This window comes from Aestuariimicrobium sp. T2.26MG-19.2B, from assembly GCF_950101875.1.
Lineage (GTDB): Bacteria > Actinomycetota > Actinomycetes > Propionibacteriales > Propionibacteriaceae > Aestuariimicrobium > Aestuariimicrobium kwangyangense.
Genome location: NZ_CATNLW010000002.1, coordinates 362,303 through 386,404, shown reverse-complemented (window position 1 = coordinate 386,404; position 24,102 = coordinate 362,303). Strand labels below are relative to the sequence as shown.

General features: G+C 68.8%; 18 protein-coding genes and 1 pseudogene. 17 read left to right on the top strand and 2 right to left on the bottom strand.

Annotated elements, in window-relative coordinates:
- The first annotated feature begins 109 nt into the window (after positions 1 to 109).
- The 12 genes from carA to rpe all read left to right on the top strand — a co-directional run bounded on the left by carA (position 110) and on the right by rpe (position 14,242).
- Positions 110 to 1,222 (top strand): glutamine-hydrolyzing carbamoyl-phosphate synthase small subunit, encoded by a 1,113-nt coding sequence (gene carA / locus QQZ11_RS11645; protein ID WP_284550526.1) that lies wholly within the window; start codon positions 110 to 112, stop codon positions 1,220 to 1,222.
- The gene (gene carB, locus QQZ11_RS11640) at positions 1,223 to 4,555 is read left to right on the top strand and encodes a carbamoyl-phosphate synthase large subunit (protein ID WP_284550525.1); all 3,333 of its coding nucleotides are present in this window, start codon (positions 1,223 to 1,225) and stop codon (positions 4,553 to 4,555) included.
- On the top strand, positions 4,542 to 5,639 hold the full coding sequence (locus tag QQZ11_RS11635; RefSeq protein ID WP_284550524.1) for a quinone-dependent dihydroorotate dehydrogenase: 1,098 nt from the start codon (positions 4,542 to 4,544) through the stop codon (positions 5,637 to 5,639). Before carB ends, QQZ11_RS11635 begins: the two co-directional genes overlap by 14 nt.
- Positions 5,636 to 6,448 carry an orotidine-5'-phosphate decarboxylase gene (pyrF, locus tag QQZ11_RS11630; RefSeq protein WP_284550523.1) on the top strand — a complete coding sequence of 271 codons (813 nt, stop codon included), beginning with the start codon at positions 5,636 to 5,638 and terminating at the stop codon, positions 6,446 to 6,448. Before QQZ11_RS11635 ends, pyrF begins: the two co-directional genes overlap by 4 nt.
- 88 nt (positions 6,449 to 6,536) lie before the next feature.
- On the top strand, positions 6,537 to 6,848 hold the full coding sequence (mihF, locus tag QQZ11_RS11625) for an integration host factor, actinobacterial type (RefSeq protein WP_022910275.1): 312 nt from the start codon (positions 6,537 to 6,539) through the stop codon (positions 6,846 to 6,848).
- 42 nt (positions 6,849 to 6,890) lie between these two features.
- Positions 6,891 to 7,487 carry a guanylate kinase gene (gene gmk, locus QQZ11_RS11620; protein ID WP_051139724.1) on the top strand — a complete coding sequence of 199 codons (597 nt, stop codon included), beginning with the start codon at positions 6,891 to 6,893 and terminating at the stop codon, positions 7,485 to 7,487.
- A gap of 9 nt (positions 7,488 to 7,496) precedes the next feature.
- The gene (gene rpoZ, locus QQZ11_RS11615) at positions 7,497 to 7,841 is read left to right on the top strand and encodes a DNA-directed RNA polymerase subunit omega (RefSeq protein WP_026377984.1); all 345 of its coding nucleotides are present in this window, start codon (positions 7,497 to 7,499) and stop codon (positions 7,839 to 7,841) included.
- A gap of 144 nt (positions 7,842 to 7,985) precedes the next feature.
- On the top strand, positions 7,986 to 9,176 hold the full coding sequence (gene metK, locus QQZ11_RS11610) for a methionine adenosyltransferase (protein WP_284550522.1): 1,191 nt from the start codon (positions 7,986 to 7,988) through the stop codon (positions 9,174 to 9,176).
- Positions 9,177 to 9,209: 33 nt separating this feature from the next.
- Positions 9,210 to 11,240 carry a primosomal protein N' gene (locus tag QQZ11_RS11605; protein WP_284550521.1) on the top strand — a complete coding sequence of 677 codons (2,031 nt, stop codon included), beginning with the start codon at positions 9,210 to 9,212 and terminating at the stop codon, positions 11,238 to 11,240.
- Positions 11,241 to 11,246: 6 nt separating this feature from the next.
- Positions 11,247 to 12,188, top strand: coding sequence for a methionyl-tRNA formyltransferase (gene fmt / locus QQZ11_RS11600; RefSeq protein WP_342395084.1), 942 nt, complete (start codon positions 11,247 to 11,249; stop codon positions 12,186 to 12,188).
- Positions 12,185 to 13,558: an RsmB/NOP family class I SAM-dependent RNA methyltransferase gene (locus QQZ11_RS11595; protein ID WP_284550520.1), complete on the top strand. Its 1,374-nt coding sequence runs from the start codon at positions 12,185 to 12,187 to the stop codon at positions 13,556 to 13,558. Before fmt ends, QQZ11_RS11595 begins: the two co-directional genes overlap by 4 nt.
- Positions 13,559 to 13,567: 9 nt before the next feature.
- Positions 13,568 to 14,242 (top strand): ribulose-phosphate 3-epimerase, encoded by a 675-nt coding sequence (rpe, locus tag QQZ11_RS11590; protein ID WP_284550519.1) that lies wholly within the window; start codon positions 13,568 to 13,570, stop codon positions 14,240 to 14,242.
- 62 nt (positions 14,243 to 14,304) lie between these two features.
- Here the strand turns inward: rpe and QQZ11_RS11585 are convergent, their stop codons facing one another.
- Entirely contained in the window at positions 14,305 to 15,177 is an 873-nt protein-coding gene (locus QQZ11_RS11585) for a PAC2 family protein (protein WP_022910268.1), read from the bottom strand.
- Positions 15,178 to 15,252: 75 nt separating this feature from the next.
- On the opposite strand from QQZ11_RS11585, the gene metH reads away from it, so the two are divergent.
- The 5 genes and pseudogenes from metH to arc all read left to right on the top strand — a co-directional run bounded on the left by metH (position 15,253) and on the right by arc (position 23,758).
- Positions 15,253 to 18,756 (top strand): methionine synthase, encoded by a 3,504-nt coding sequence (gene metH / locus QQZ11_RS11580; RefSeq protein ID WP_284550518.1) that lies wholly within the window; start codon positions 15,253 to 15,255, stop codon positions 18,754 to 18,756.
- A 15-nt stretch (positions 18,757 to 18,771) separates the two neighbouring features.
- A complete protein-coding gene (locus tag QQZ11_RS11575) occupies positions 18,772 to 19,467 on the top strand; it encodes a hypothetical protein (RefSeq protein WP_284550517.1) in 696 nt (231 codons plus the stop codon).
- On the top strand, positions 19,422 to 20,477 hold the full coding sequence (locus QQZ11_RS11570) for a hypothetical protein (protein ID WP_284550516.1): 1,056 nt from the start codon (positions 19,422 to 19,424) through the stop codon (positions 20,475 to 20,477). Before QQZ11_RS11575 ends, QQZ11_RS11570 begins: the two co-directional genes overlap by 46 nt.
- A 58-nt stretch (positions 20,478 to 20,535) precedes the next feature.
- Positions 20,536 to 22,178 (top strand): annotated as a pseudogene (locus QQZ11_RS13690) (HAD-IA family hydrolase).
- Positions 22,178 to 23,758 (top strand): proteasome ATPase, encoded by a 1,581-nt coding sequence (arc, locus tag QQZ11_RS11555; RefSeq protein ID WP_284550515.1) that lies wholly within the window; start codon positions 22,178 to 22,180, stop codon positions 23,756 to 23,758. Before QQZ11_RS13690 ends, arc begins: the two are co-directional and overlap by 1 nt.
- Here arc and QQZ11_RS11550 read toward each other — a convergent pair.
- Positions 23,727 to 24,089, bottom strand: a complete 363-nt coding sequence (locus QQZ11_RS11550) for a DUF3054 domain-containing protein (protein ID WP_022910264.1) — start codon at positions 24,087 to 24,089, stop codon at positions 23,727 to 23,729. The genes arc and QQZ11_RS11550 overlap by 32 nt on opposite strands.
- Between the last annotated feature and the right edge of the window lie 13 nt (positions 24,090 to 24,102).

Genomic DNA, 24,102 nt, shown 5'->3' with positions numbered 1-24,102 from the left:
CCTGTCATCCGTCCAGCGTCCGCAGTGTGGGCGGTGGGCGTCGGGCTCGCTGCTAAAGTTCTGCAGACACTTCCACGCTTGACCTGCCCTGGGCAGGGGAAGGACGGCCATGCCCGAAGCAATCCTGGTTCTGGAGGATGGCCGCCGTTTCCGCGGTGAGGCCTACGGTGCGATCGGTGAGACGTTCGGGGAGGCCGTGTTCGCCACCGCGATGACCGGCTACCAGGAGACGCTCACCGACCCGAGCTACCACCGGCAGGTCGTCGTGATGACGGCACCCCACGTCGGCAACACCGGCTGGAACGACGAGGACGACGAGTCCAGCCGCATCTGGGTGGCTGGCTACGTCGTCCGTGACCCCGCCCGGCTCGCCTCGAACTGGAGGGCCCGGCGCAGCCTCGACGACGAACTCAAGGCCCAGGGCATCGTGGGCATCTCGGGCATCGACACCCGTGCCCTCACCCGCCACCTGCGCGACAAGGGTGCGATGAGGGTCGGCATCAGCTCCGAGGGCACCGACCCCGAAGCGCTGCTCGCCAAGGTGCTCGAGCAGCCCTCGATGGCGGGCGCCAACCTGGTCGACGACGTCACCACCGACCACCCCTACGTGGTGCCGGCCGAAGGCGAGAAACTCTTCACCGTCGCCGCCGTCGATCTCGGCATCAAGGCGATGACCCCCCAGCGGATGGCCCAGCGGGGCATCGAGGTGCACGTGCTGCCGGCCTCGTCCACCCTCGACGACATTCGCGCCACCGGCGCAGACGGCGTGTTCTTCTCCAACGGCCCGGGCGACCCGGCTGCGGCCGAGCATTCGGTCCAGTTGCTCCAGCAGGTGCTCACCGCGGGCATGCCCTACTTCGGCATCTGCTTCGGCAACCAGATCTTCGGACGAGCCCTCGGCCTGGGCACCTACAAGCTGCCGTTCGGCCACCGCGGGGTGAACCAGCCCGTGATGGACCTGGGCACCCGCAAGGTCGAGATCACCAGCCAGAACCACGGGTTCGCGGTCGACGCCCCCGTCGGGGAAACCCTCGACACCCCCTATGGCACCGCGCGGGTGAGCCACATCGGACTCAACGACCACGTGGTCGAGGGACTGGAACTGCGCAAGGACGGCAAGCTGATCGCCTTCTCGGTGCAGTACCACCCCGAGGCCGCCGCCGGACCGCACGACGCCGCCTACCTCTTCGACCGCTTCGTCGACCTGCTGAAGGACAACTGAATGCCCAAGCGCACCGACATCTCGTCGATCCTGGTGATCGGCTCCGGACCCATCGTCATCGGCCAGGCGGCCGAGTTCGACTACTCGGGCACCCAGGCCTGCCGTGTGCTGCGCGAGGAGGGGTTCCGGGTCATCCTGGTCAACTCCAACCCGGCCACGATCATGACCGACCCCGAGTTCGCCGACGCCACCTACGTCGAGCCGATCACCCCGGAGTTCGTCGAGCGAGTGATCGCCAAGGAGCGTCCCGACGCCGTGCTGGCCACCCTCGGCGGCCAGACCGCGCTGAACACCGCCATCGCGCTGCACGACAACGGTGTGCTCGAGAAGTACGGTGCCGAACTGATCGGCGCCTCGGTGGACGCGATCCAGCGCGGTGAGGACCGTGAGCAGTTCAAGCAGATCGTGCTGGCGCTGACCGGGATCACCGGAGGCACCGCCGAGGTGGCCAAGTCGGCCATCTGTCACACCATGGACGAGGTGGTCGCCGCCGCCGACGACCTCGGCTACCCCGTCGTGGTGCGCCCCAGCTTCACCATGGGCGGGCTCGGCTCGGGGTTCGCCCACGACGAGACCGAACTGCGCCGCATCGCCGGCACCGGTCTCGACGCCAGCCCCACCACCGAGGTGCTGATCGAGGAGTCGATCACGGGCTGGAAGGAGTACGAACTCGAGGTGATGCGCGACAAGGCCGACAACGTCGTCATCATCTGCTCGATCGAGAACTTCGACCCGATGGGTGTCCACACCGGTGACTCGATCACCGTCGCCCCGGCGATGACCCTGACCGACCGCGAGTACCAGCGGATGCGCGACATCGCCATCGGCGTCATCCGCGCCGTCGGCGTCGACACCGGCGGCTGCAACATCCAGTTCGCGGTCAATCCTGCCGACGGTCGCATGATCGTGATCGAGATGAACCCGCGCGTCTCCCGGTCCTCGGCGCTGGCCTCGAAGGCCACCGGCTTCCCGATCGCCAAGATCGCTGCCAAGGTCGCCGTCGGGTACACCCTGGATGAGATCGACAACGACATCACCCTGAAGACCCCGGCGAGCTTCGAGCCGACCCTCGACTACGTCGTGGTGAAGGTGCCACGGTTCGCCTTCGAGAAGTTCCCCTCGGCCGACAAGACCCTCACCACCCACATGAAGTCGGTGGGCGAGTCGATGGCCATCGGGCGCAACTTCACCGAGGCCCTGAACAAGGCACTGCGCTCCCTCGAGGCCGGACACCACGGGTTCTGGACCGACACGGAGGACGCGGAACCGTTCGGCGAGTACGACGGCGGAGACGTCGACGAGATCCTCGAGCGGCTGCGCCAGCCCCACGACGGACGCATCCTGTTGATGGAGCGGGCCTTGCGCTGGGGCGCCACCCCCGAGCAGGTGATCGAGGCCACCGGACTCGACCCGTGGTTCATGGACCAACTGGTGCTGATCCACGAGATCGGCAAGCAGGTGCACGAGGCACCGGAACTGACCCCCGAACTGCTCCGCCGGGCCAAGCGGCACGGGCTGGGTGACGCCCAGGTCGCGAAGCTGCGCGGTATGCCCGAGGACGTCGTCCGTGGTCTGCGCTGGGCGCTGGGGATTCGTCCGGTCTACAAGACCGTCGACACCTGCGCCGCCGAGTTCGAGGCGCACACGCCGTACCACTACTCCTCCTACGACGAGGAGACCGAGGTCGAGCCCCGCGAGAAGCCGGCCGTGCTCATCCTCGGGTCGGGACCCAACCGCATCGGCCAGGGCATTGAGTTCGACTACTCCTGTGTGCATGCCGCCATGGCGCTGTCGGAGGCCGGCTACGAGTCGGTGATGGTCAACTGCAACCCCGAGACGGTCTCGACCGACTACGACACCGCCGACCGGCTCTACTTCGAACCGCTCACCCTCGAGGACGTGCTCGAGGTCTATCACGCCGAACTCGGAGCGGGCCCGGTGGCCGGGGTGATGGTGCAGTTGGGTGGGCAGACCCCGCTCAAGCTGGCCGCCGCCCTGAAGGCCGCCGGGGTGCCGATCGTGGGCACCAGCCCGGAGGCGATCCATCTGGCCGAGGAGCGCGGCGCCTTCGGGGCCGTGCTCGCCCGGGCCGACCTGCCCGCACCCAAGCACGGCATGGCGGAGTCGTTCGAACAGGCCCGCGCCGTGGCCGCCGAGATCGGCTACCCGGTGCTGGTTCGTCCGAGCTACGTGCTGGGTGGGCGCGGCATGGAGATCGTCTACGACGAGACCTCCCTGGCTCGCTACATCGAACAGTCGACCCTGATCTCGTCGGCCTCGCCGGTGCTGGTCGATCGGTTCCTGGACGACGCCGTCGAGATCGACGTCGACGCCCTCTACGACGGCCGAGAGCTCTACCTGGGTGGCGTCATGGAGCACATCGAGGAGGCCGGGATCCACTCCGGTGACTCGGCCTGCGCCCTGCCGCCGATCACGCTCGGTGAGGAGGTCGTCGACCGGATCCGCACCTCGACCGAGGCGATCGCCCGCGGAGTGGGGGTGCGCGGACTGATCAACATTCAGTTCGCCCTCGCCAGCGACACCCTCTATGTGCTCGAGGCCAACCCGCGCGCCTCTCGCACCGTGCCGTTCGTCTCGAAGGCCACCGGCACCCAGCTCGCCAAGGCTGCCGCCCTGGTGATGGTCGGTCGGACGATCGCCGAACTGCGTGAGCAGGGCATGCTCCGCGCCGAGGGTGACGGCGCGATCGTCCGCGAGGGGGCGCCGCTGGCCGTCAAGGAGGCGGTGATGCCGTTCAACCGGTTCCGCACTCCCGAGGGTTTCGGTGTCGACACCGTGCTCGGACCCGAGATGCGCTCCACCGGCGAGGTGATGGGGCTCGACACCACCTTCGGTACGGCCTTCGCGAAGTCCCAGGCCGGGGTCGGGCAGGGACTGCCCACCTCGGGCACCGCCTTCGTCGCTGTCGCCAACCGTGACAAGCGGCACGCGATCTTCCCGGTGAAGAGGCTCGCCGACCTCGGCTTCACCCTGTACGCCACGGCCGGCACCGCCACGGTGCTGCGCCGCCACGGGGTGCAGGTGACGACGGTGCGCAAGTTCTCCGAGGGACGCGGCCCCGAGGGTGAACCCACCATCGTCGACCTGATCCACGACGACAAGATCGACCTGATCTTCAACACCCCCCAGGGCCAGACCCCCGGCGGGTCGCCGCGCGCCGACGGCTACGAGATCAGGACGGCCGCCATCCGTCAGGGAATTCCCTGCGTCACGACCGTGCAGGGGCTGTCGGCTGCGGTGCAGGGGATCGAGGCGATCCGCGCGGGTGCGGTGGAAGTGAAGAGCCTGCAGGAGTGGAATGATCCGTCCTGACCCCGCCAAACTGGCCGACGGCTGGACCCATGTGTTGGGGGCCGGCTACCAGCGGGTGGCTCGTCCGGTGCTGTTCACCCGCGACCCCGAAGAGATCCACGAGGCGATGATCACCGGACTCGAGTGGAGTCCCCGAGTGTTCGACCGGGTGCTGCGGTCGACGGTGGCGGGGGAGCGGTCACCGCTCACCGTGGCGGGCGTCAGGTTCCCCGGCAGGGTCGGCCTCGCAGCAGGGCTCGACAAGGACGGTCGCGCAGCCCACGCGTGGGCCGGTTTCGGGTTCGGTTTCGCCGAATTGGGCACCGTCACCCCGGTGGCCCAACCGGGCAACGACCGTCCGCGGCTGTTCCGGCTGCCGGAGTCGAAGGCGATCATCAACCGGATGGGGTTCAACAACTCCGGCTCGGGTGCCTTGGCCGCCCGGTTGCGTCGGGCCGGAGTCCATCGCGGAAACCAGGCCCTCAGACTGGCGGTGGGCGTCAGTCTCGGCAAGAACAAGATCACCCCCAACGAGCGGGCCAACGACGACTACCGGGCCGCCCTGGCCGACGTGGTCGACGTGGCCGACTACGTCGCCATCAACGTCTCCAGCCCCAACACCCCGGGGTTGCGGGCGCTGCAGACCGGCCGTGACCTCGAGGCGTTGGTGGGCGCCGTCGTGAGGGCCGCCCATGAGCACGACGCGGCTCGTCCCCTGCCCGTCTTCGTCAAACTCGCCCCCGATCTCGACGCGGACGACCTGGCCGCCGCTGTCTCGGCTGCCGACCTGGCCGGCGCCGCCGCCCTGGTGGCGACCAACACCACGCTGGCTCGCGACGGGCTCGCCGCCTCGGACCGCGCCACCGGCGAACAGGCGGGCGGACTCTCCGGTGCCCCGCTGAGCGCCCGGGCCCTCGCCGTCGTCGAGCAGGTCGTCGCGCGCACCCAGCTCCCCGTCGTCGGGGTCGGCGGGTTGATGGACGAGGGCGACGTGCGCCGCATGTTCGCCGCGGGCGCCCAACTGGTGCAGCTCTACACCGGATTCATCTACTCGGGCCCGGCGCTGGTGCGATCGGCCAACCGGGTCTCGAAGGAGTGTCGATGACAGCCCCTGCCTACGCCGAACGACTGCGTGCGGCCATCGACCTGCGCGGGGGATTGGCCCTGTGCGTCGGCATCGACCCCCACCCGGCCCTGCTCGACGCATGGGGGCTACCCCTCGACGGCGACGGCGCCGAGCGGTTCGGTCGTCGGGTGGTCGAGTCGCTGGCCGACCGGGTGCCGGTCTTCAAGCCCCAGTCGGGACTGTTCGAACCCTTCGGGTCACGGGGGGTGCTGGCGCTCGAGCGCATCCTGGCCGACCTGCGTGAGGCGAATGCGCTCAGCATCATGGACGCCAAGCGAGGCGACATCGGCTCGACCATGGACGGCTACGCCCGCGCCTACCTGTCGGACGAGTCGCCGCTTCGCTCCGACGCCCTCACCGTCTCCCCGTACCTGGGTTACGAGTCATTGCGTCCGGCCATCGACCTGGCCGCCGCCACCGGGCGTGGTCTTCACGTGCTCTGCCGCACCAGCAATCCCGAGGGTCATGAGGTGCAACTGGCAGCCACCGGCGACGGCTCGGTGGCCCAGACAATCGTGCGCCACGCCCAGCGGGACAATTCGTCCGAGGGCCGAAACCATGTCGGTCTCGTGGTCGGTGGCACGCATGCTGACCTGGGGATCGACCTGACCGGGTTCTCGGGCGTCGTGCTGGTACCCGGGATCGGTGCGCAGGGGGGCACCCTTTCGGGTGTGGCGAGCCAATTCGGCAACACCGAGGGGATAGTTTTGCCGAGTGCGTCCCGAGAAGTGCTGGCGGGTGGACCCTCACTGGCCGGGATGCAGGAACGGGTCGAAGGGCTGCGCTGAACCGGCGTGCCGGAACGCCTGATCCACTACGTTGTTTGACTGTCGCGGACGCCCTCACGCCGCGAGTTCGAGATGGAAAGAAGGGGACATGGCCATTCCGACGCTGACGCCGGAGCAGCTGCAGGCTGCCCGCGCCGCCGCCACGAAGGCACGCCGCGAGCGGGCCGACCTGAAGGAGAGGATCCGCACCGGCCAGCTGTCGTTGTCCGACGCCCTCGACCAGGCCGCCTCGAACGAGGTGCTGGCCCATCTCAAGGTGGTCGACCTGCTGAAGTCGCTGCCGCGCGTCGGCGAGAAGCGTGCCGCAGAGATCATGGAACGCCTCGAGATCGCCCAGAACCGTCGCCTGCGTGGTCTCGGTCGCCACCAGATCGCCGGCCTCAAGGCCGAGTTCAACTGACCGGTGCCCCACGACGTCGCCCATTCTGTGTCACCGCCCGAGATGCCGCACAGCAGCTCGTTCGACTCACTCCCCGAGAACCATTCCGGGGTGATGGTCGTCTCGGGGCCTACGGCAGTGGGCAAGGGCACCGTCGTCGCCCGACTGCGGCACGCCCACCCCGAGGTCTTCGTCTCGGTGAGCGCCACCACCCGTCCACCCCGACCGGGTGAGGTCGACGGCCGCCACTACCACTTCGTCAGCGAGGCCGAGTTCGACCGGCTCGTCGCCGAGGACGGCCTGCTCGAGTGGGCGGTCGTGCACGGCAGGCATCGCTACGGAACCCCGCGTCGGCCCGTGGTCGAGGCCGTGGCGGCACGTCGTCCGGTGATCCTGGAGATCGACCTGCAGGGTGCCCGACAGGTCAGGACCACCTACCCGGACGCCCGTCAGGTCTTCCTGTCACCCCCCAGTTGGGACGAGTTGGTGCGCCGCCTGATCGGGCGTGGCACCGAGTCCCCGGAGCAACAGCAACGACGTCTCGCGACCGCCGTGGACGAGTTGGCGGCCGCCGACGAGTTCGACTGCGTGGTGGTCAACGGCCAGATCGATGAAACCGTGGCCCGTTTGGTAGAGTTGCTCAGTCTGACCAGCCAGTGAGAGGTATCCGTGAGCGTCAACGAAGCCCAAGGCATCATCAACCCACCGATCGACGACCTGCTCGACAAGGTGGACTCGAAGTACCGTCTGGTGCTTTTCGCCGCCAAGCGGGCCCGTCAGATCAACGCGTACTACAGCCAGCTCGGTGAGGGCCTGCTCGAGAACGTCGGGCCGCTCGTCGACTCCGGCGTGACCGAGAAGCCCCTGTCGATCGCCATGCGCGAGATCCAGGCGGGCGTGCTCGAGTGCAACCCGATCGACCCTGAGGCCGAGGCCGCCGCGCGTGCGGAAGCCGCTGCCGAGACCCCCGACCTGAACTTCGGCGACCCGTTCGCCGACCTGGACCCCGCCTGATCGCTGGGTCCTCCCTCGAGGGGCAAGCTTTTTGCCCCGCTCCGGCCTGATCGCTGTACGGGTCAGGTCGGAACCGAGGTCCCGACCCGCAGAGTGCCGGTCGGAGAGAGCTGGGCTCGTTGCCCGGCAGACAAGGAATGACACGTGACTCGTCTGTTCACGTCAGAGTCCGTCACCGAGGGCCACCCCGACAAGATCGCGGACGCCATCTCGGACGGAGTGCTCGATGCCCTCCTGACCGACGACCCCAGCAGCAGGGTGGCGGTCGAGACCCTCGTCACCACGGGCTTGGTCGTGGTGGCCGGTGAGGTCACCACGGAGGCCTATGCCGATGTCGCCCGCATCGCTCGCGACACCATCCTCAGGATCGGCTACGACTCGTCCCGCAAGGGTTTCGACGGTGCCTCCTGTGGTGTCTCGGTGGCGCTCGGCGCCCAGTCGCCCGACATCGCCCAAGGGGTCAACGCGGCCGTGGAGGCCCGCGGTGGCTCGGTCGATGCGTTCGACCTGCAGGGCGCCGGCGACCAGGGACTGATGTTCGGCTATGCCTGCACCGAGACCCCCTCGCTGATGCCGCTGCCGATCGACCTGGCCCACCGCCTCGCCGAGCGGCTGACCGCGGTACGCAAGGACGGCACCCTCGACTACCTGCGACCCGACGGCAAGACCCAGGTGACCATCGAGTACGACGAGGACTTCCGCCCCGTCGGCCTCGACACCGTGGTGCTGTCGACCCAGCACGCCGAAGGGGTCGATCTGGCGGCGACGCTGGAGCCCGACGTGGTCAGGCACGTGATCGAGCCGGTGCTCGAGCGCTACGAGCTGAGGCACTCCGACTACCGCGTGCACGTGAACCCGACCGGCAAGTTCGTGATCGGCGGCCCGATGGGTGACGCGGGAGTCACCGGCCGCAAGATCATCGTCGACACCTACGGCGGGATGGCTCGCCACGGCGGTGGCGCGTTCTCGGGCAAGGACCCCTCGAAGGTCGACCGGTCGGCTGCGTACGCCATGCGCTGGGTCGCCAAGAACGTGGTGGCCGCGGGGCTCGCGACCCGCTGTGAGGTGCAGGTGGCCTACGCCATCGGCAAGGCACAGCCCGTGGGCTTCTACGTCGACACCTACGGCACCTCGGTGGTGCCCGAGGAGCAGATCAAGGCCGCGGTGCGTGAGGTGTTCGACCTGCGTCCGGCGGCGATCGTCCGCGACCTCGACCTGCTGCGACCGATCTACTCGCAGCTGACCGCCTACGGTCACTTCGGACGAGAACTCGAGTCGATGACCTGGGAGCGCACGGATCGGGCCGAGGCCCTGGCGAGGGCGGTCAAGGGCTGAGGGACTGTCTGTGGGTGTCCCTAGAGTGGCGACGTGGACCAGGACCAACTGATCGAGGCACCCGGGGTGACCGCGCCGCAGGCGGGGATCGCCTCGGTCATGCTCGATGTGCCGTTGGCCAACGTCGATCGTCCCTTCGACTACGCCGTGCCCGCCGACCTGGACGAGACCGCGGTCGTCGGCGCTCGGGTGCGGGCCAGGTTCGCGGGTCGGCTGGTCGACGGGTTCGTGGTGGGACGGCCCACCTCGTCCAGCTTCTCGGGCCAGTTGGCGCGCCTCGACAAGGTGGTCTCGGGCGAGCCGGTGATCACGCCCGCCCAGGTGCAGCTGATCCGCGCCACCGCCGACCACTACGCAGGGACGTTCGCCGATGTCATGAGGATGGCCGTCCCGCCCCGGCACGCGGCCACCGAACGGGCAGACCAGGCGACGTGGCCAGTGCCCGACCCCACCGGTGCGCCCCCCTCCGGCGGGTTGTCCGACACCACGACCGGCGCGCGTTTCCTCGCCGCCCTCGAGCGCGGCGAGGCGGTGCGCGGATTCTGGCAGGTGCCGACCGTTCACCATCCCGCGGGCGACATCGCCCGCGGTGTCGCCCAGGCGGTGGCGGCCGCGCTGCGGGCCGGACGGGGAGCGTTGGTGCTCGTCCCCGACCTGAAGGACATCGCCCGGGTGCAGCCGGCGCTCGAGGCGGCGCTGGGCGCCCGGACCGTCGCGGTGCTGCAGTCCGAATCGGGTCCCGCGGCCCGCTACCGCAACTATCTGTCCGTGGTGCGGGGACAGGCCCGGGTGGTGCTGGGGACCCGTTCGGCGATGTTCGCCCCGGTGCGTGACCTGGGTCTGGTGGTGGTGCTCGACGACGGGGACGACCTTCATGCCGAACCTCGCACCCCGTACCCGCACACGCGACAGGTGGCCGCCATGCGGGTGCCCATCGACGGCTGCGCGCTGCTGCTGGCATCCCGGGCCCGCAGCTGTGAAGCGCAGGCGTGGGTCGAGGCAGGCTGGATGCACCCCCTGGAGCTGCCCCGGGGCGAACTTCGACGGATGCTCCCGCTGGTCAAGGTCGCGGCCGACTCCGATCGCGCCATCGCCCGTGACCCGTTGGCGGCACAGGTACGGCTGCCCCAGGTGGTCTTCGAGACGATCAGGGTCGGGCTCACCCAGGGACCCGTGCTCGTCCAGGTGCCCAGGGGCGGCCATCTGCTGGCGCTGCGCTGCGAGCGGTGCCGGGAACCGGCCCGCTGCCAGTACTGCCACGGACCCCTGCAGACCAGGCGGGAACCGGGCGCCGCGGAGCAGCAGGTGTCGTGCCAGTGGTGTGCTCGGCCGGTGGGTCAGTGGCGCTGCCTCGTGTGCGGAGGCGACCACCTGCGGGCGCCCCTGGTGGGGGCCTCCCAGACGGCGGCCGACTTCGCGCGTGCCTTCCCTGGTGCGGCCGTCGTCGACTCCTCACGGGACCACGTCGTCGACGAGGTCGGTGACAAGCCCGTCCTGGTGGTGGCCACACCCGGGGCCGAGCCCCGGGCATCGTCGGGGTACGCAGCCGCGGTGCTGCTGGATGCCCCCCAACTCCTGGCCCGCCCCGACCTGCGTGCCGGTGAGGAGGCGCTCAGACGCTGGCAGGTGGTGGCCGGGCAGGTTCGTCCGGGCGCGGAAGGCGGCACCGTGTGCATGGTGGGACCCATCGACGACTTGGCCGTGCAGGCCTTCGTCCGGCAGGACCCGGCAGCCTACGCGGCTCGTCTGCTGGGTGAACGTCTCGAGGCGGGGTTCCCTCCCGCCGTCAGCTTCGTCACCCTCGAGGGCACCGCTCAGGCGGTCGATGAACTGATCGTCTGGGCGGCGCTGGCGGAACTGGAGTCGGTCGAACTGCTGGGGCCCGTGCCGATCGAGGGCCCCGGTGTGGGCGGTGAGGTCGACGGGCTGGTGCGGATGATCGTGCGTGCCCCGCGGGCGCAGGGACGACAGGTGGTGGGGGCGATCGCGGCGGGGCTGGACCAGCGTGCCGCCCGCAAGGCGACACCGGTGCGGGTGCGCGTCGATCCCCAACAGTTAGGGTGAACAGTTGTGACAGCACTGAAGATCGGATTCGCCGGCACTCCCGAGGTGGCCCTGCCCGCGCTGGCCGCCCTGGCCGAGTCCGAGCATGAGGTCGCCGTGGTGATCACCCGCCCCGACGCCCCCGCCGGACGAGGGAAGAAGCTCACCGCCTCACCGGTCGCGCAACTGGCCGCGGAGTTGGGCATCCCGGTGCTGAAGCCCTCTCACCCGCGCGACCCCGAGTTCAAGGCCGCGCTGGTCGCGTTCGGGCTCGATGCCGTCGCGGTCGTGGCCTACGGTGCGTTGCTGCCGCAGTCAGCGCTCGACCTGGTGCCGCACGGGTGGGTGAACCTGCACTTCTCGTTGCTGCCTCGATGGCGTGGAGCGGCCCCGGTGCAGCGGGCCATCTGGGAGGGCGACCAGGTCACCGGCGCCACCACGTTCCGCATCGTCAGGGCCCTCGACGCCGGTCCTGTGTTCGGCACGATCGAGACGCCCGTCAGGTCTGGGCAGACAGCTGGGGAGTTGCTGGACGAGCTTTCCCAGTCCGGAGCCCAGTTGCTGGTCGAGACAATGTCGGCCATCGCTGACGGTGCTGAGCCGACCGAACAGTCCGACGAGGGCCTCACCGTTGCCGCGAAGATCACCGTGGACGACGCCCACGTCGACTTCGGCGTGCCGACTGACGCGGTGGACCGTCAGATCAGGGCCGTGACCCCCGCGCCCGGTGCGTGGGCCCAGTTCACGAGCAATGGGGTCGAGGAGAGGTTCAAGATCGTCTCGGCGACGCCGGTTCACCTCGACGAACCCTTGGGACCCGGTGAGTTGCGCGCCACCAAGCGGGCACTGCTGGTCGGCACCGTCGATGGTGGGCTGGAGTTGGTTCGGGTGCAGCCGCACGGCAAGAAGCAGATGGCGGGTGCCGACTGGGCCAGGGGCGTACAGGTGGCGGGAGCGCGGCTGTCATGAGTGATGTGTTGTGGTTGGCGACCCAGGTGATGACCCGGGTGACCCGCGACCAGGCCTATGCGAATCTGGCGCTGGACGAGGTGCTGCGCCAACACCCCGATCACCGCCGCAGTGTGGCCGAGGTGACCGAACTGGTCTACGGCACCTGCCGCCTGATGGGCACCCACGACCGCGTCATCGAAGCGGCCTCGCGTCGCCGCCTGACGGATCTGCAGCCCCAGGTGGTCGACCTGCTCCGGCTCACCAGTCACCGCATGCTGGCCATGCGCACGCCCAACCACGTCGCCGCCCAACAGGCCGTCGACCAGGCCCGCACGCGCATTCACCCGAAGGTGGCGGGCCTGGTCAATGCCGTCTCGCGGCGAATCAGCGAGAGGAGCCTCGACGAGTGGGTGCGGACGCTGTCGAGTGGGCTCGACTCGATCGACGCTCTCGCGCTGCGTACCCATCACCCCCGGTGGATCGCCGAGTCGTACCGTGACCTGCTCGGTGACGAGGCCGAAGCCGCGCTGCTTGCCAACAACCTGCCGGCCCAGCCCGTGCTTGTCGTGCGGCCGGGGCTGATGCGGCTCGACGACTTGCCGGGCGACGACATCACTCCCACGCGGTGGTCGCCGTTCGGCTTCACCTCCCGACAGCGTCCCGCCGACATTGCCGCCGTGCGTGACGGACGGGCCGGCGTGCAGGACGAAGGATCACAACTTGTGGCGACCGCGCTGGCCACGGCCGTAGACGCCACCGGCCCGTGGCTCGACCTGTGTGCTGGGCCCGGCGGCAAGGCCGCCCTGCTGGTGGGTCTCGCCCGCCGCAGACACACGTGGCTGCTGGCCAACGAGGTCGCCCCCCACCGTGCCGACCTGGTGGCCCAGGGAACGAGGGCTTATCCGGACGGTGTGCACGTGATCTGCGCCGACGGTCGAGCACCCGCGTGGCTTCCCGATGAGTTCGCGGCCGTCATGGCCGATGTTCCGTGCTCGGGGCTGGGGGCGCTGCGTCGTCGACCCGACGCCCGCTGGCGCAAGGACACCGCCGACGTGGCTGGGTTGACCGGCCTGCAACTCGACCTCGCCCACATGGGCGCCGATTCGCTGGCCGGCGGGGGAGTGATGGCCTACGTCACCTGCTCGCCGGATCGACGCGAGACGACCGACGTGATCGACGCGCTGCTCGCCGAGCGCGACGACCTTGACCTGCTGGACGCCCCCGCTGTGCTCCAAGCAGTCGCGGGGGGCGCGACGTCGGGTGAAGCGCTGCCCGATGTCTCGGTGCCCGGGTATCCGTTGGTGGCTCAGTTGTGGCCCCATCGCCACGGCACCGACGCCATGTTCCTGGCGCTCATTCGGCGATCCGGTGCCGCCGGCCGTCGCTAGTCTGGCCCCATGTCGCACCCCGCCATGCAGATCACCCCGAGCGTCCTCAACGCCAACTTCGCCGAGCTGGGCGCCGAGATCGCGCGGATTCCGTCGGCGGACATGGTCCACGTCGACGTGATGGACGGGCACTTCGTCCCCAATCTGACCATCGGTCTGCCCGTCGTGGAGTCGATCCGCAAGGCGACCGACAAGCTTCTCGACATCCACCTGATGATCGAGGACCCCGATCGCTGGGCCCCCGATTACGCGGCCGCGGGCGCTGACTCGGTCACCTTCCACGTCGAGGCTGCCCGCGCGCCCATCCGGCTCGCCCGCGAACTCCGCAAACTCGGCGCGCGCGCGTCCATGGCCCTGAAGCCGGCCACACCCATCGACGGCTTCGCCGACATGCTCACCGAGGTCGACATGGTGTTGCTGATGACCGTCGAGCCGGGTTTTGGCGGGCAGAGCTTCCTCGACCTGGTGTTGCCCAAGATCCGGCGCACCCGAGAACTGGTGCGCCGGACGGGTGCGCAGATCCTCGTCCAGGTCGACGGGGGAGTGTCGGTCGACACCATCGGACGAGCCGCCGAGGCGGGTGCGGACGTGTTCGTGGCGGGGTCGGCTGTCTATCGAGCGGACGACCCCGACGCCATGGTCAACGAACTGCGCGACGCTGCGGTCAAGGGGTGCCAACACTGAGATCTCGACACGTCACTGGTGCCTCGCTCCTGCTGGAATGACGCCGAAGGCGGTCTTGTCCGTCAGCCGCGTCGCTCGGGCCCGGGGTGGTCGCGACCGGGGCGCGAGCGTCCCAGCCAGCGCTGGAACTGGGCCGCGATGTCGTCGCCGGTGGTCTCCTTGAGGTCGGCGTCCTGGGCCGCTTCGAGCTCGGCGATGTAGCGGGCCACGTCGGGATCGTTCTCGGCCAGCTGGTTGATCGTCTGCTCCCACTCGGCCACCTCGTCGTCGAGGTCACCCTCATCGATGTCGAGATCGAGCACGTCGCTGAGTCGGCGCAGCAGGGCCTGTTTGGCCTTCGGGCACTCGCGCTGGGGTGAGTAGTGCGGGCTGGACCCCCACAGTGACGCGGTGGGGATGCCCAGGTCGGAACAGGCCCGGTGCACCAACCCGGTCATCCCGGTGGGACCCACATAGGTCTCGGGATCGACCCCCAACGCGGAGGCCAACTCGGGGGTGCTGGCGTGACCCGAGACCGGCAGCGGTCGTGAGTGCGGGTCGTCGGTGACCATGCAGCCGACCGTGATCACCATCGCCGGTTCGAATCCCTTGATCAGGCCCGTCAGTTCGGCGAGGAAACTGCGCCACCTCAGCGCCGGCTCCGGGCCGAGCACGCAGATGACGTCCCGTTCGGGATGTTCAACCCTCCATACCTTCACCTGTGGCCAGTCGATGAACCGTTCGCCCGATTCCTCCTTGCGGATCTCGGGACGTTGTTCGGTGTAGTCCCAGTAGGCCTCGTCGTCCAGGATGGCGACCTCCTCGGCCGGGTCATACATGTCGACGAACTGTCCCACTGCCCCGGTCGCGGCCTCGCCGGCGTCGTTCCACCCCGAGAAGGCGACCAACACCACCGGGGTGGAGGGCCGTGGATCGGCGGGTGTGAGACGCGACATGGATCGAGACTAGCGTCGTCCGCCGAGACTGAACACCGTCGTCGCCGCGCGTGTGCCACGCCTAGAGTGGCCCCCATGACATCTGCCATTCGTGACGTCCTGGGCCGCCGTGTGCTGATCGCAGACGGAGCCATGGGCACGATGCTGCAGACCTACGACCTCGACATCGAGGCCGACTTCCAAGGCCATGAGGGCTGCAACGAGGTGTTGTCGGTCACCCGCCCCGACATCATCGCCGACATCCACCGCGCCTATTTCGACGCCGGTGTCGACATGGTCGAGACCAACACCTTCGGGACGAACCTGGCGGCCCTGGCCGAGTACGGCATCACCGATCGCCTCGACGAGTTGGCCGAGGCGGCCGCCCGGATCGCCCGTGAGGTCGCCGACGAGGTCACGGCCCTGACCCCCGGGAAGCCACGCTTCGTGCTGGGCTCCATCGGCCCCGGCACGAAGCTGCCCACCTTGGGGCACATCGGCTTCCGTGAGATCCGTGACGCCTACCAGGCCCAGACCACCGCGATGATCCGTGGCGGCATCGACGCCGTGCAGATCGAGACCGCCCAGGACCTGCTGCAGGCCAAGGCCGCCGTGATCGGTGCCAAGCGGGCCCGCGCCGAGGCCGGCGTCGACCTGCCCATCTTCGTCAACGTCACCGTCGAGACCACGGGCACCATGCTGCTCGGTTCCGAGATCGGGGCGGCGTTGACCGCCTTGGAGCCCTTGGGGATCGATGTGATCGGGCTCAACTGTGCGACCGGTCCCGCCGAGATGACCGAACACCTGCGCCACCTCTCCCAGCACGCCCGCATCGGCATCGGGACGATGCCCAACGCCGGCCTCCCCGAGCTGACCACAGACGGTGCGCGCTACCCGCTCACCCCCGAGCAGTTGGCCGAGGCCGCCACCCGTTTCGTCCGCGACTACGGGTTGAGCGTGTTCGGCGGATGCTGTGGGACCACCCCTGAGCATCTGCGCCACGTCGTCGAGGCCCTCGGGGAGCACCCGGTCGAGCCCCGCAGCCCGCGTCACCAGAACTCCGTCAGCTCGCTGTACCACGAGGTCCCGTTCGCCCAGGACGCCAGCTACCTCGCCATCGGTGAGCGCACCAACGCCAACGGGTCGAAGGCATTCCGGGAGGCGATGCTGGCCGACAACATCTCCGAATGTGTCGACATCGCGCGCGCGCAGACCCGCGACGGGGCCCACGTGCTCGACCTGTGTGTCGACTACGTGGGACGCGCCGGGGCCGACGACATGCGGCGGATCGGCCGCGAGTTCGCGACCGCCGTGACGTTGCCCGTCGTGCTCGACTCGACCGAACCCGAGGTGGTCGAGGCAGGGCTCGAGACCTTCGCCGGTCGCTCGATCATCAACTCGGTGAACTTCGAGGACGGTGACGGTCCCGGGTCACGGTTCGCCCGGGTGATGCCCGTCGTCGCCGAACACGGGGCCGCCGTCGTCGCCCTCACCATCGACGAGGAGGGCCAGGCGCGCACCGCGGAGTGGAAGGTGAGGGTGGCCAGCCGGCTGATCGATGACCTCACCCAGACGTGGGGCATGGAGGTCGGCGACATCCTGGTGGACTGCCTCACCTTCCCCATCGGCACCGGCCAGGAGGAGACCCGTAAGGACGGCCTCGAGACGATCCAGGCCATCCGCGACCTGAAGGCCAAGTACCCCGGCGTGCACACGACGTTGGGCGTGTCGAACATCAGCTTCGGCCTCAACCCGGCCGCCCGTATCGTCCTCAACTCCGTCTTCCTGCACGAGTGCGTGGAGGCGGGCCTCGACTCGGCCATCGTGCACGCCGCCAAGATCGTGCCGATGGACCGGATCCCCGAGGAGCAGCGACAGGTCGCGCTCGACATGGTCTATGACCGTCGTCGTGAGGGATATGACCCGCTGACCCGCTTCCTGGAACTGTTCGAGGGTGTCACCACCGCCTCGATGAAGGCCGAGCGCGAGGCCGAGCTGGCCAGCCTGCCGCTGAACGAGCGGCTGCAGCGGCGCATCGTCGACGGCAACTCCAAGGGGCTCACCGTCGACCTCGACGAGGCCCTTGCCACCAAACCGGCCCTCGAGATCATCAACGAAGACCTGCTCGCCGGCATGAAGACGGTGGGCGAGTTGTTCGGTTCGGGGCAGATGCAGCTGCCCTTCGTGCTGCAGTCCGCCGAGACGATGAAGGCGGCCGTGGCCCACCTCGAACCGCACATCGAGAAGGTCGAGGGTGACGAAGGGGGCAAGGGCACCATCGTGCTCGCCACCGTCAAGGGTGATGTGCACGACATCGGCAAGAATCTGGTCGACATCATCGTGTCGAACAACGGCTACACGGTGGTCAACCTCGGCATCAAGCAGTCGATCACCGACATCATCGCCGCCGCCGAGGCCGCACGCGCCGACGCCATCGGCATGTCGGGGCTGTTGGTGAAGTCGACGATGGTGATGAAGGACAACCTGGCCGAACTCAACGCCCGCGGTCTCGCCTCGCGGTACCCGGTGCTGCTGGGCGGCGCTGCCCTGACCCGCGCCTACGTCGAGCACGACCTCAACGAGATGTTCGAGGGAGAGGTGCGCTACGCCAAGGATGCCTTCGAAGGGCTGACCCTGATGGACTCCGTGATGGCCGTCAAGCGTGGCGTCCCCGGTGCCACGCTTCCCCCGATCCGCGAACGTCGGGTGGCCCCGAAGGTCACCGTCGAGATCCTGGAGCCGGAGCTCGGGGTGCGCTCCGAGGTCGCCCGCCCGACACCCGTGGGTGGTGTGGACGTGCCGACCCCACCGTTCTGGGGTTCGCGGGTCACCAAGGGCATCGCGCTCAACGAGATCATCGGCTGGTTGGACGAGCGCGCCACCCTGATGGGCCGCTGGGGTCTGCGCGGCTCCCGCGACGGGGCGTCCTACGAGGAACTCGCTGCCACCGAGGGCCGCCCGCGGTTGCGGGCCTGGTTCGAACGCATCCGCTCCGAGGGGCTGGGGGAGTTCGGAGTGGTGCACGGCTACTGGCCGGTGGTCAGCCGTGACGAGACCCTGATCGTGCTCGACCCCGACGACCACTCCCGCGAACTCACCTCGTTCACCTTCCCGAGGCAGCGTCGAGACCGTCGCCTGTGCCTGGCGGACTTCTTCAGGGACGAGACGGAGGCGGCCGAACTCGGGCCGGACGTGCTCGGCATGCAGCTGGTCACCATGGGTGGCGCCGTGGCGCGTGCGACGTCGCAGCTGTTCGCCGCCAACTCCTACCGGGACTACCTCGAGCTGCACGGACTGTCGGTACAGCTCACCGAGGCCTTGGCGGAGTACTGGCACCACCGGGTGCGCGGCGAGTTGGGGTTCGTGGCCGAGGACGGTGACATCGAGTCCGCCATCGCCGACCAGGCCTATCGCGGTTCGCGGTACTCCTTCGGGTACGCCGCGTGCCCTGACCTGACCGACCGCATCAAGCTGGTGGAGTTGCTCGACCCGAGCCGGATCGGCGTCGAGTTGTCGGAGGAACTGCAGTTGCACCCGGAGCAGTCGACCGACGCGATCGTCGTCCACCACCCGGAGGCGAAGTACTTCAACGCCCGCTGAGGTACGTTTCCTGTCGTGAACGAGGGTTTCACCGATGAGCGGGTGCGGAAATGGCTCGCCGCGCGCCCTCGTAGGTGGCTGCGGTGGGTGCTGACAGGGCTGTGGCTGGCTGCCTTTGTCGTCTCGGCGGCAAGCGAACCCACCGTCTGCACGCTCGATCAACCGTGTGGCCCTGACCTGACCTTCTCGGTCGCGATGGTGTTGTGTTTCGTCACCGTGGTGCTGGTGTGGTGGCGTCCGCTCGTGGCGGCCGTGAGCGCCGTCGGCTTCGCCCTCACCGACCTGACTTGGGACCCCCTGTGGCAGGCCAATCTTGCGTGGACACTGGTGGCCTTCCCGTTCGTGGGTTACGCCGGTCACGTGCTCCTTTGCGCACGACGACAGCGCGAGGTCGCCAGCGAGGGTGCCGTGGCCTCGTGGCGGCACTTGTCCTCCGCTCGCGTAGGGGAGACCGTCGACCCCGATCGCCGGGTCGTCGTCGGACTTGTCGTGGTGCTGTGCCTGATCGCCGGTGGTGGGTGGTTCGCGTACGAGCGGGCCGTGCATCGCGATGCCATGCACGAAGCGCGCAGCATCGTCGTAGGGGGACTGGTGACCAGCGCAGCGGATGAAGACGACAGACAGACGATCCGGCTCGAGCAGGTTCCAAGGGTGTTCCGGAGGAGGTGCGTGTCGTCTTCATCGATGTTCCCCAAGTGGGGGACGAGGTGAGGCTTCCGCTAGATCCTCAGGACTCCTCGTGGGTACATCCGGTCGCCGAGCCCCCTGATCGCACGTGGTGGGTGACCATCTCCGGCGGAGCGGCCCTGCTGGCTGCGCTCCTGATGGTGGGTCGTGCCGAGAGGTTGCTGAGGCTGCGGCGTCTGGAGCGCGACCCGCCGAAACGGGGCGTGCTCGTGCGAGCCGTGAGCAATCCCTGGGAGCACAGGACCCACCTGATGGCGCTCAACAGCACCCGCGGGTTGGCCAGTTTGGTGCACGACGAGTCAAACCACGACGCTCCGGACGATCAGCCCCGCGAACCGATGTCGGGGTATCTGGCCGGTGACGTCCGCGTGGGCGGATGGGTGAACCTTCACTACGTCGACGGCTCGGTGGCTTCCTACGGTCGCTTGGTCGATCTGCCCCAGGGAACGACGATCGACACCCTCGCGCTCGACGAGAACGACGAGGACGAACTTCTGGCCGATTCCGATCCCGTACCGTCCAGTGCCGTCCCCGCGCAGTTGCCCGTTGTGGTCGCCGAGCCGTGGACCCTACGGGTGCTCGGACTGCTGGTGGCCATGGCCGCATCGGCGCTGCCGGTTTGGTTGGTGCCCGGCTCAGGCCTGCGCTGGGGTGTGATCGTGGTCCCACTGTGGGTGGGCATGGCTCTGAACTGGGGCATCGGGCGGGTCCTCGACCGCGTTCGGGTCACCGACACGGAGTTCGTGGAGATGTCGGGTTTCTCCGTCGTGCGAACTCCGATGGGCATGGTCGATGACGTGCGGGTGTTGGGCGACACCGTCCTCGTCGTCCTTGCTGACGGACGGATCCTTGGCATCAAGCCTCGGGGCGTCAACGCCCAGAGTGTGGGGGCGGCCATTCACAGAGCGGTCGAGGTCGTGTCCGAGTCGGACGACGGGACAGCCGGGTCATTCCGACTTCGCTGGACTGCGCTGATCCTGGTGGTCGGCATGATCCCTACGGTCGTCACGGTGATCACCCATCTGTTCCACTGACCACCTGATCCGCTGAAGGGTTTGCCATGCGTCCCGTGCGGACGAGACTCTAGAGAACATGAGTGCTGAGTCGTCCTACCCCGTGACCGAGGCGAATACGGTCGAGGCCGTGCTGTGGGACTTCGACGGCACCCTCGTCGACTCCGAACCCTTCTGGATCGAGGCCGAGTTCGCGCTGGTGGCCGAGCACGGCGGCACCTGGACGATGGAACAGGCGCTCAGCTGCGTCGGCGAGTCCCTGCCGTCCTCGGCCGACAAGATGCTCGCCGTGATCGAGCCGGGGCACGGCTACACCACGTGGGACTGGGTGGGCCTGTTGGTCGAGCGTGCCGGGGGAGTGATGGCCCAGCACGAGATCAACTGGCGTCCCGGTGCCGAGCGGCTGCTGCGTGAACTGTCCGCCACCGGCGTCCGGCAGGCGCTGGTCACCTCGTCGCCCAACGACTTCATCCGCGGCGTCATCGAGCGGCTCGACCCGATGCCCTTCGAGACCATCGTCACCGCCGAGACGGTGTCGCGGCACAAGCCCGACCCCGAGCCCTACCTGCACGCCGCCAGTGCACTGGGGGTCGACGTGACCCGCTGCGTGGTGCTCGAGGACTCCCGCGCCGGCACCGCCGCCGCCCTGGCCGCCGGTGCCCGCGTGGTGACTGCGCCCAGCGTCGACGGAACCACCTACGAACAGACCGACATCCTGTTGGACTCCCTGGCCGACGTCACCGCCGACCACCTGCTCGACACCTTCTGGAAGTGAGTCCCGTGACCGACATCTCCCCCGAACCCAACTGGTCGGGCGTCCGCACCGGGCCGCTGCGAGCCGGTGAGCGGGTCACCCTCACCGACCCCAAGGGACGACGCCACAGTCTGCTGCTGGGTGAGGGCAAGGAGTTCCACACCACCAAGGGGGCCATCAGCCATGACGAGCTGATCGGCGGCCCCGAGGGAGTGGTGGTCACCTCCACCGGGGGCATGAAGTTCCTGGCCCTTCGTCCGATCATGAACGAGTTCATGGTGTCGATGCCCCGCGAGGCTGCCGTGATCTACCCCAAGGACGCTGGCCAGATCCTGATGTGGGCCGACATCTTCCCCGGCGCCCGGGTGATCGAGGCCGGGGTGGGGTCCGGTGCGCTCAGCATCGCCCTGCTGCGCGCCATCGGCCCGACCGGACGACTGAACTCCTACGAGCGTCGCGCCGACTTCGCCGAGGTGGCCCGCAAGAACGTGGAGTGGTTCATCCAGGGCAAGCACCCCGGTTGGACGCTGACCGTCGGCGACCTGCAGGACACGATCCGCGACGAACCCGTCGACCGGGTCGTGCTCGACATGTTGGCCCCCTGGGAGTGCGTGGACGCGGTCGCGAACGTGCTCGTCGCCGGCGGGGTGCTGTGCTGCTACGTGGCCACGGCCACCCAGTTGGGTCGCACGATGGACACCATCCGCGCCCATGGCGAGTTCACCGAACCCAAGGCCTCCGAGACCACGGTGCGCGACTGGCACGCCGAGGGGCTGGCGATCCGTCCCGGCCACGGCACCACCGGCCACACCGGGTTCCTGGTGTTCGCCCGTCGGCTCGCCCCGGGTGTGCAGGCACCCATGCGCAAGCGGCGACCGGCCCCGGGTGCCTACGGTCCCGACTACTCCGGCCCGAGGCCCGCGAACGTGCCGATGGAGAACCAGCAGGTTCCCGAGGCAGGTGCCTGATGGTCGACGAACTCGAACTGGCTCAGCGTCGGCTCGCCGACGCCCGCACCGACGCCCGCCAACTGGCTGCCCAGAACGAGACGTTGAACCGCACCCTCAAGGAGGCGCGCGGCCAGTTGGTGTCGCTGCGCTCCCAGCTCGATGCGTTGCAGCAGCCCCCGCTCGGCCGCGCCCGGGTGGTGGGTCGCGCGGGTGACCTGCTCGACGTGCTCCACCTGGGGCGTGCCCTGCGCGTTGCGACCGCCCCCGAGGTGGGCGCCGAGAACTTCGAGTTGGGTGACCTGGTTCTGCTCAACGACGCCATGATCGTCGTCGGCAGCCTGGACGACCCGATCGCCGCCGAGTTGGGCGAACTGGCCAACGTGATCGAGGTGAGAGGCGAGTTCGCCGTCGTCTCGGCCGGCAACGACGAAGCCAGGGTGCGGCTGGTCCCCCGGCTTCTCGCCGCCGCCGTGGAGGCCGGCGACTCGGTGCTGGTCGACCGGTCGGCCCTGCTGGCGCTGAGTGTGGTGGCCCGTCGTCCGGTCGACGAACTGGTGCTGGGCGAGGTGCCCGACATCAGCTACTCCGACATCGGCGGACTGTCCGACCAGATCGAGCGGATCCGTGACGCGGTCGAACTGCCCTTCCTGCACCAGTCGCTGTTCGCCACCTACCAGTTGAAGGCTCCCAAGGGGGTGCTGCTCTACGGGCCGCCCGGGTGCGGCAAGACGATGATCGCCAAAGCCGTCGCCAAGTCGCTCACCGACCAGCTGGGCGTGGCCACCGCCACCTCGGAGAGCTGCTTCATTTCCGTCAAGGGTCCCGAACTGTTGTCGAAGTACGTCGGCGAGACCGAGCGGCAACTGCGGCGGGTGTTCGAACGGGCCCGCGAGCAGGCGACCATGGGTCTGCCGGTGATCGTCTTCTTCGACGAGATGGACTCGCTGTTCCGTACCCGCGGGTCGGGTGTCTCCTCGGATGTGGAGTCGACGATCGTGCCCCAGTTGCTGGCCGAGATCGACGGGGTGCAGGAACTCGAGAACGTCATCATCATCGGCGCCTCGAACCGTGAGGACATGATCGACCCGGCCATCCTTCGTCCGGGTCGTCTCGACGTGAAGATCAAGCTCGACCGGCCCTCGCGCGCCGGGGCAGACGAGATCATGGCCAAGTACCTGGTGCCCACGGTGCCGCTGCACGCCGACGATGTGCGGCTCGCGGGCGGGCAACCCGAGCGGGCCGCCTCGGAGTTGATCGACGCGGCGGTCACCCGCATCTACGACCGTGGCCCCGACAGCGAGTACATCCGGGTCACCTACGCCTCGGGTGACACGGAGGTGTTGCACTACGCCGACTTCGTCTCCGGAGCCATGTTGCGCAACATCGTCGACCGCGCCAAGAAGTATGCGATCAAGGAGGAACTCGCCGGACGAGCCGGTGGCGTGAGCCGCGGCGGTCTGTTGCGGGCCGTCAACGACGAGTTCCGCGAGAACGAGGAACTGCCGAACACGTCGAACCCCGACGACTGGGCCCGCATCTCGGGCCGGAAGGGCGAGCGGATCGTGTTCATCCAGCCGTTGACCGGCGATCGAGCCTGACCCACAGCAGGCGCCAGCCGATCAGGAACACCGCCAGCACCACCGTGGCGACCACGATGAAAGGGACTGCGGTGCCCTCGCCGGTCCAGCGGCGCAGCAGCATGCCCCCGACCACCGTCACCAGCCACACGAAGACCCCGGCACCCAGGGTGGTGGTCGGCCGCTTGCGCACCAGCAGCACCACCCACGCCACCAGCAGGGCCGTCATGAACGGCCAAGCGGTGTGCACGATGCCGGCGGGCACCAGCGACTCGCCGTGACTGACCCGGCCGATGGTCGCGAAGATCGCGACCAGGATCAGGTCGATGATGATGAAGTGCTGCTTCTGCATGGTTCCCTGAGCC